The organism is Gemmiger formicilis, from assembly GCF_016901605.1.
Taxonomy (GTDB): domain Bacteria; phylum Bacillota; class Clostridia; order Oscillospirales; family Ruminococcaceae; genus Gemmiger; species Gemmiger formicilis_B.
On sequence record NZ_JACJKP010000769.1, the window covers coordinates 1 to 222 of the forward strand.

A 222-nucleotide genomic window follows, 5' to 3' on the forward strand; every position below is an offset into this window, starting at 1 on the left:
CCTTCGGCGACATCATGCTGCAGGGTGCTTTGCAGCAGAAGAAATAAATAAGGCAACATTTGTTCCTTGCCATCCCGGTATTTTTCTGCCGGGTTTTTTCTTTATCCTCATTGGCAATGTAGTTGCGTCCGGCCAGCCAGTTTTCGGCTTGCAGGGAATAACTGTCATACACATTGTGTGCCAGCAGGGTTCCGCCCGCCAGAGAATGGTACAAAAGAAGCG

Annotated in this window: 1 protein-coding gene; it reads right to left on the reverse strand. The window is 49.5% G+C overall.

Features of this window, described 5'->3' with window-relative positions:
- Window positions 1-12: 12 nt before the first annotated feature.
- On the reverse strand, window positions 13-222 hold a 210-nt coding region (locus H6B10_RS16780; RefSeq protein WP_204652497.1), incomplete at its 5' end, for a hypothetical protein.